General features: G+C 52.4%; 4 protein-coding genes. 3 read left to right on the forward strand and 1 reads right to left on the reverse strand.

Translation table 11 applies throughout. From position 1 onward, the window contains the following. The first annotated feature begins 91 nt into the window (after positions 1 to 91). Genes R6U67_RS08535 through R6U67_RS08545 form a run of 3 tightly spaced genes read left to right on the forward strand, consistent with a single transcriptional unit; the run spans position 92 to position 3212 of the window. Positions 92 to 670 carry a ferrous iron transport protein A gene (locus R6U67_RS08535; protein WP_410252153.1) on the forward strand — a complete coding sequence of 193 codons (579 nt, stop codon included), beginning with the start codon at positions 92 to 94 and terminating at the stop codon, positions 668 to 670. Between the two features lie 7 nt (positions 671 to 677). Next, positions 678 to 2984, forward strand: coding sequence for a Fe(2+) transporter permease subunit FeoB (gene feoB / locus R6U67_RS08540; RefSeq protein ID WP_410252154.1), 2307 nt, complete (start codon positions 678 to 680; stop codon positions 2982 to 2984). Between the two features lie 9 nt (positions 2985 to 2993). Further along, on the forward strand, positions 2994 to 3212 hold the full coding sequence (locus R6U67_RS08545; RefSeq protein WP_068790214.1) for a FeoC-like transcriptional regulator: 219 nt from the start codon (positions 2994 to 2996) through the stop codon (positions 3210 to 3212). Here R6U67_RS08545 and R6U67_RS08550 read toward each other — a convergent pair. Next, positions 3202 to 4689, reverse strand: coding sequence for a hypothetical protein (locus R6U67_RS08550; RefSeq protein WP_410252155.1), 1488 nt, complete (start codon positions 4687 to 4689; stop codon positions 3202 to 3204). The two genes, R6U67_RS08545 and R6U67_RS08550, sit on opposite strands and share 11 nt — an antisense overlap. Positions 4690 to 5094: the final 405 nt, after the last annotated feature.

Raw genomic sequence — 5094 nt, forward strand, 5'->3', positions numbered from 1 at the left:
AGCAGCGATTTTGTGATAGTCTGGGTAGCTAGAGCTACAGTAATGACAATCTATTTGAATTAAAGTCAACAAAGTATTTAGAGGATTTGTGATGATGAAACGTCAACGTCAACGCCATCGGGGCAATAAAACGCCCCAAGGTTGGGGCTTTACTTTTGTCGGCGGCGGTTGCGATCGCCGCGATGGCTCCAACCGACAAGATGAGTCTCGGAAAAACTCGGTGTTTTCCCTCAGTCAAGCCACCGTCGGCGATCGCCTCTGGGTGGTGGATTTACCCGCTGGGCTGGAGCCAAAAGGGTTACGCCTCGGCGATGAGGTCAGCATCCTCAGTTGTACCGATAGCGGTTCGGTGGTGCTATCCGTCAACGGTGAACAATTGGGCTTTTGCCGCGATCGCAGTCAGGGGATTCAGGTCTCTCGCCAACCCCAATCCCTGCAACAACTGCGCCATCTCAAGGTGGGCGGTTCGGGACGCATTTTAGGCTATGATTGCCCCCATCGCGGCTATCGCAAACGCCTGCTGGCCATGGGATTGACCCCAGGAACCGAGTTTACAGTGACACGCCATGCTCCCCTCGGGGACCCGGTCGAAATCTGCGTGCGCGGCTTCAGTCTCAGTCTGCGGAAAGATGAAGCCTGCGCTCTTTTAGTCGAGTCCATTCAGCGTTAATTGAGTTATGAGCCCTATTGCAACCCGTCAGGCCAAAATTGCCGCCATCGGCAATCCTAATTGTGGCAAAACAACCCTCTTTAACGCCCTCACAGGGTCCAATCAGGTGACGGGGAACTGGCCCGGTGTCACCGTTGAACGAGTCGAAGGAACCTATGTCCATGATGGTCAAACCTTGACGGTGGTGGACTTACCGGGGGTGTACTCTCTCGATGCTGAAGATGCGGACACGGGACTCGATGAACGCATTGCTCGGGATTATCTCCTTTCCGGGGAGGCGGATTTAATCGCTAATATCGTCGATGCGTCGAATCTCGAACGCAATCTCTATCTGACGACGCAATTGATTGAAATGCGTCTGCCGATGGTGGTGGTGCTGAATATGGCCGATGTGGCCGAGGAACGGGGACTCGAGATTAAGGTTGAGGCCCTGTCGCAACGGTTAGGCTGTCCGGTGGTGTCGGTGGTGGCCTCGAAATCTCTGGGAATGACTCAGTTACGCGGGGCCATTACCGAGGGGTTACAGTCACCGCCCATTCCGCCGGCGTTTGTGGCTTATCCGGCGGTGGTGGAAGATGCGATCGCCGCGATTTTGCCCCATTTAGAGGCCCAGGGGGAATCTTCGCCGGTAGATCCCCGCTGGAAAGCGTTGCGGCTATTGGAATACAACGATTTGACCCTTCCTAGACGACGGCAGCCAGACCTCGATCGCACGATTAGTCTTTGGCAAAGCCGGGTTCAGGATGTCTTGGGGGAAGATTTGGATATTGTCATCGCTGATGCGCGGTATGGCTTTATTCGCAATATCACTGAGGTGGCCTTGGTGCGATCGCGCCAAGTCAATAGCAGTCTCACGCAACAGATCGACCGTTGGGTTCTCAACCGCTGGCTGGGGATTCCCCTGTTTTTGGCGGTGATGTATCTGATGTTCCTGTTCTCGATTAATGTGGGCAGTGTTTTTATTGATTTCTTCGATCTGCTGACGGGGGCAATTTTTGTAGACGGCTTCGCCAATGTCTTGGAAGGGGTTGGCAGTCCCGATTGGCTGATTGCTTTGCTGGCTAATGGGGCGGGTGGCGGTATTCAAACGGTGTCTACGTTTATTCCGGTGATTGCCTGTACGTTCTTGTTTTTGGCGTTTCTGGAAGACTCTGGCTATATGGCTCGGGCGGCGTTTGTGATGGATCGTTTGATGCGTTTTATGGGGCTACCGGGGAAGTCGTTTGTGCCGATGTTGGTGGGGTTTGGCTGTAATGTACCGGCAATTTTGGCCACCCGCAGTTTGGAAAGTCCCCGCGATCGCCTGTTGACGATTCTCATGAATCCGTTTATGTCTTGTGGGGCTAGGTTGCCGGTGTATGCTCTGTTTGCGGCGGCGTTTTTCCCGGTGGGGGGTCAAAATATCGTTTTTGGTCTCTATTTGACGGGGATTGCGGCGGCGGTGGTGACGGGATTGATTCTCAAGCAAACGCTGCTGCAAGGGGAGGTGTCTCATTTCATTATGGAGTTACCCCTCTATCATCTACCGACGCTGCGCGGGGTGTTATGGCGCACTTGGGATCGCTTGCGAGAGTTTATTTGGCGGGCGGGACAGGTGATCATTATTATGGTGATGATTTTGGGATTGCTCAATAGTGTGCGCTGGGATGGCTCCTTTGGGGATTCGGAAACCTCGGTGTTAACGGATGTTAGCCGTCGAATTACGCCGGTGTTTGCGCCGATGGGGATTCAGCAGGACAATTATCCGGCGACGGTGGGGGTTTTTACGGGCGTGTTTGCGAAGGAGGCGATCGTGGGATCTCTCGATGCGTTGTATGGCCAGTTGGCCCGGGAAGCGGCGGCGGAAGCGGAGGAACCGTTTGAGTTTTGGCCCACGATTGAGGCGGCGTTTACCTCGATTGGTGATAATTTAGGCGCTTTGGGGGGACAACTCCTCGATCCGTTGGGGTTGAATGTGGGGGATATTGATGATGTCGAAGGTGCGGCGGAGGAACAGGGGGTGGCGACGCATACGTTTGGCCAGATGGTGAGTCGTTTTGACGGAAAGGTGGGGGCGTTTTCCTATTTGTTGTTTGTGTTGTTGTATTTCCCTTGTTTGGCGGCGACGGCGGCGATTCATCGGGAGACGGGAACTCGCTGGACGCTGTTTGCGGGGATTTGGACGACGGGGTTGGCCTATTGGGTGGCGACGTTCTTTTACCAGTTTGGGACGTTTGATCGTCATCCGGGATCGTCGACGGCGTGGCTGTTGGGGTTATTGGTGTTTTTGACGCTGATTCTGGTGGGAATGCGTCGTATTGGCCGGGTGGTTTAGGAGGTTCGGATGATTTTACGGGAGTTACAGGGCTATTTGGCGCAGCATCAGGCGGTGTCGTTGGCGGATTTGATGAATCATTTTCACTGCGATGGTGATCTGTTGCGCTTGATGTTGAAGAAGTTGATTCGCAAGGGACGGGTGCGACAATTGCCCAGTGGTCAGCGTTGTGGGGAGTGTCATCATTGTGATCCGACTCAGTTTGAGTGGTATCAGTTTATTCGTTAGGGGTTCTGGGGGGTGGCGATCGCCGTTTTTGAATTAGGGTTTTGGTTATCCACCAGCCGCCCAGGGAACAGATGACACTGGCCAGCAAGGCGATGACAAATGGGTGGGGAGGAAGCCAGGGGCGATCGCCACTGGGGAGTTGCCAGGGTTCCGTGGCTAAGCCGGAGGTGGAGGCGACAATCGCCCCGGCTGCAATTCCGACCCCGACGGCTTGGATTTGGTCTTGTAAGTCTTGGTTGGCCTGTTGTTGTCGTTCTTGTTCGGCTTGGGCGTTGGCTTCGGCTTTTTTCTGGAGTTCTTGTTGTCGTTGGTCTCGCTTTTTCTCCCAACGCTGCCAGGTGCGATCGCATTGGGCTTGGTCGATTTCCACGATGGCACGAATGGAGGCGATCGCCTGACGGATTAACCCGGTTCCCTGGTCAAAATACCTTAAATCGGCTTCGATTTGTTGCTGAAATTGCGGCGCGGTTTCTTCTCCGAAATAGCGCAAAAATGATAGTTCTTCCTTATCAGTTTCTAGGATAGCACAGATGCGCTCAATTTTGCTGTTGTAATTGTTACAATTTATGTGTATTGTTGTTAATAAATCTTTCATTTTTCGCAGGATGCGATCGTAGCTGAGGGAGTCGGTGGAGAGTTTTTTTAACTGAGTCTTAAAGTCTTGGAGATAGGTGGAGTCTTGGGGATTGGGTTCGGCGCGATCGAGTTGATCTTGGATGTCGTCTAAGGTGGGGTCTAAGCTATCGTAGTATTGCTTGAGTTTCTGATAGGTGTGGCGGCTGTCGTAAAAGGCTTTGACGACTTTGTGGCGGTAAAAGAAGAGGTCAAAGATATCCAAAAAGCAGTTTTGCAGGGTTTGGTCGGCAATTTCATCGCGAAATAGCCAGATGAGAACTTGGGGAGATTTAGCGGGTTCTCGGGGATTCCCATATTCAAAAATAGAACTCCCAAATAACTCACCCCGACGGGATAATGGGGGGTCGGAACAGTTGAATAGGTGTTGATAGCAACCGTTGGCGAGTTGTCTGAGATAAGCGAGGTCTTGTTGTCGGGTTTGGCGGGTTAACCAAACGGTTAAGATTAGGGTTTCTCCCAGGAAACAGCTACTGAAGGGAAAGAGGAGACGGTTCTCGGGATTAAACTGTTGTAAACTCTCAAGGTTAACGTCTTCGGTTTTGTCGTTTTCTTCGTCATAGCCAATGTTGAAAAAGACGCCATAGCTATCTTGAAGTTGGACGGGTTGGATAAAGCCTTCGAGGTTAGACTCGTCGCTGAGGTTGAAGTCAATCTCCGTTTGGGGTGGGGGGAGGAGGATGCGATGTTCCCCGAGGTGGAGTTGGGGACTGAGTTGCTTGGGGGTGAAGTGGGAGAGGAGGCGATCGCAGTTTTCCCAGAGGGGGTGTGTTTCTCCCTGGGTGTTATCCTTGCGGAGATGATACGCACATAAATAGAGGTTGGGGGCGAAAATTCTCATCATAACTGATTATCATCAATTGTAAGGTCTAGAAACTTTTTACCCTTACCTGGTGGCTTAAACTTTAATAAATTCCGAATTTAGGTCGATTTGCCAATTTTCATCAATTGCTCTCGTGTCATGGCTCCGCCGTGACACGGACTTCATTGCTCTCGTGTCATGGCTCCGCCGTGACACGGGCTTCGGCGGCTCTGCCGCCTGGACAATTCGCCAAAACCGTTGATAAACTCTCAAGATTTACCCTCTTTTGTCCCCATTCTCGGAACCCGGTTTCGGAGGATTTCGGTAATCTCAGGATATTGATTGACCACCGCGCGATCGTCGGTCTTGGGACCCGCATTATTCGCCCCTGTCAGCTTGCGGGTACTGCTGGCATCCACGGCATCAGTTATCGCCTCATAATCTGAA

It is taken from the genome of Sodalinema sp., from assembly GCF_046483825.1.
GTDB lineage: Bacteria > Cyanobacteriota > Cyanobacteriia > Cyanobacteriales > Geitlerinemataceae > Sodalinema.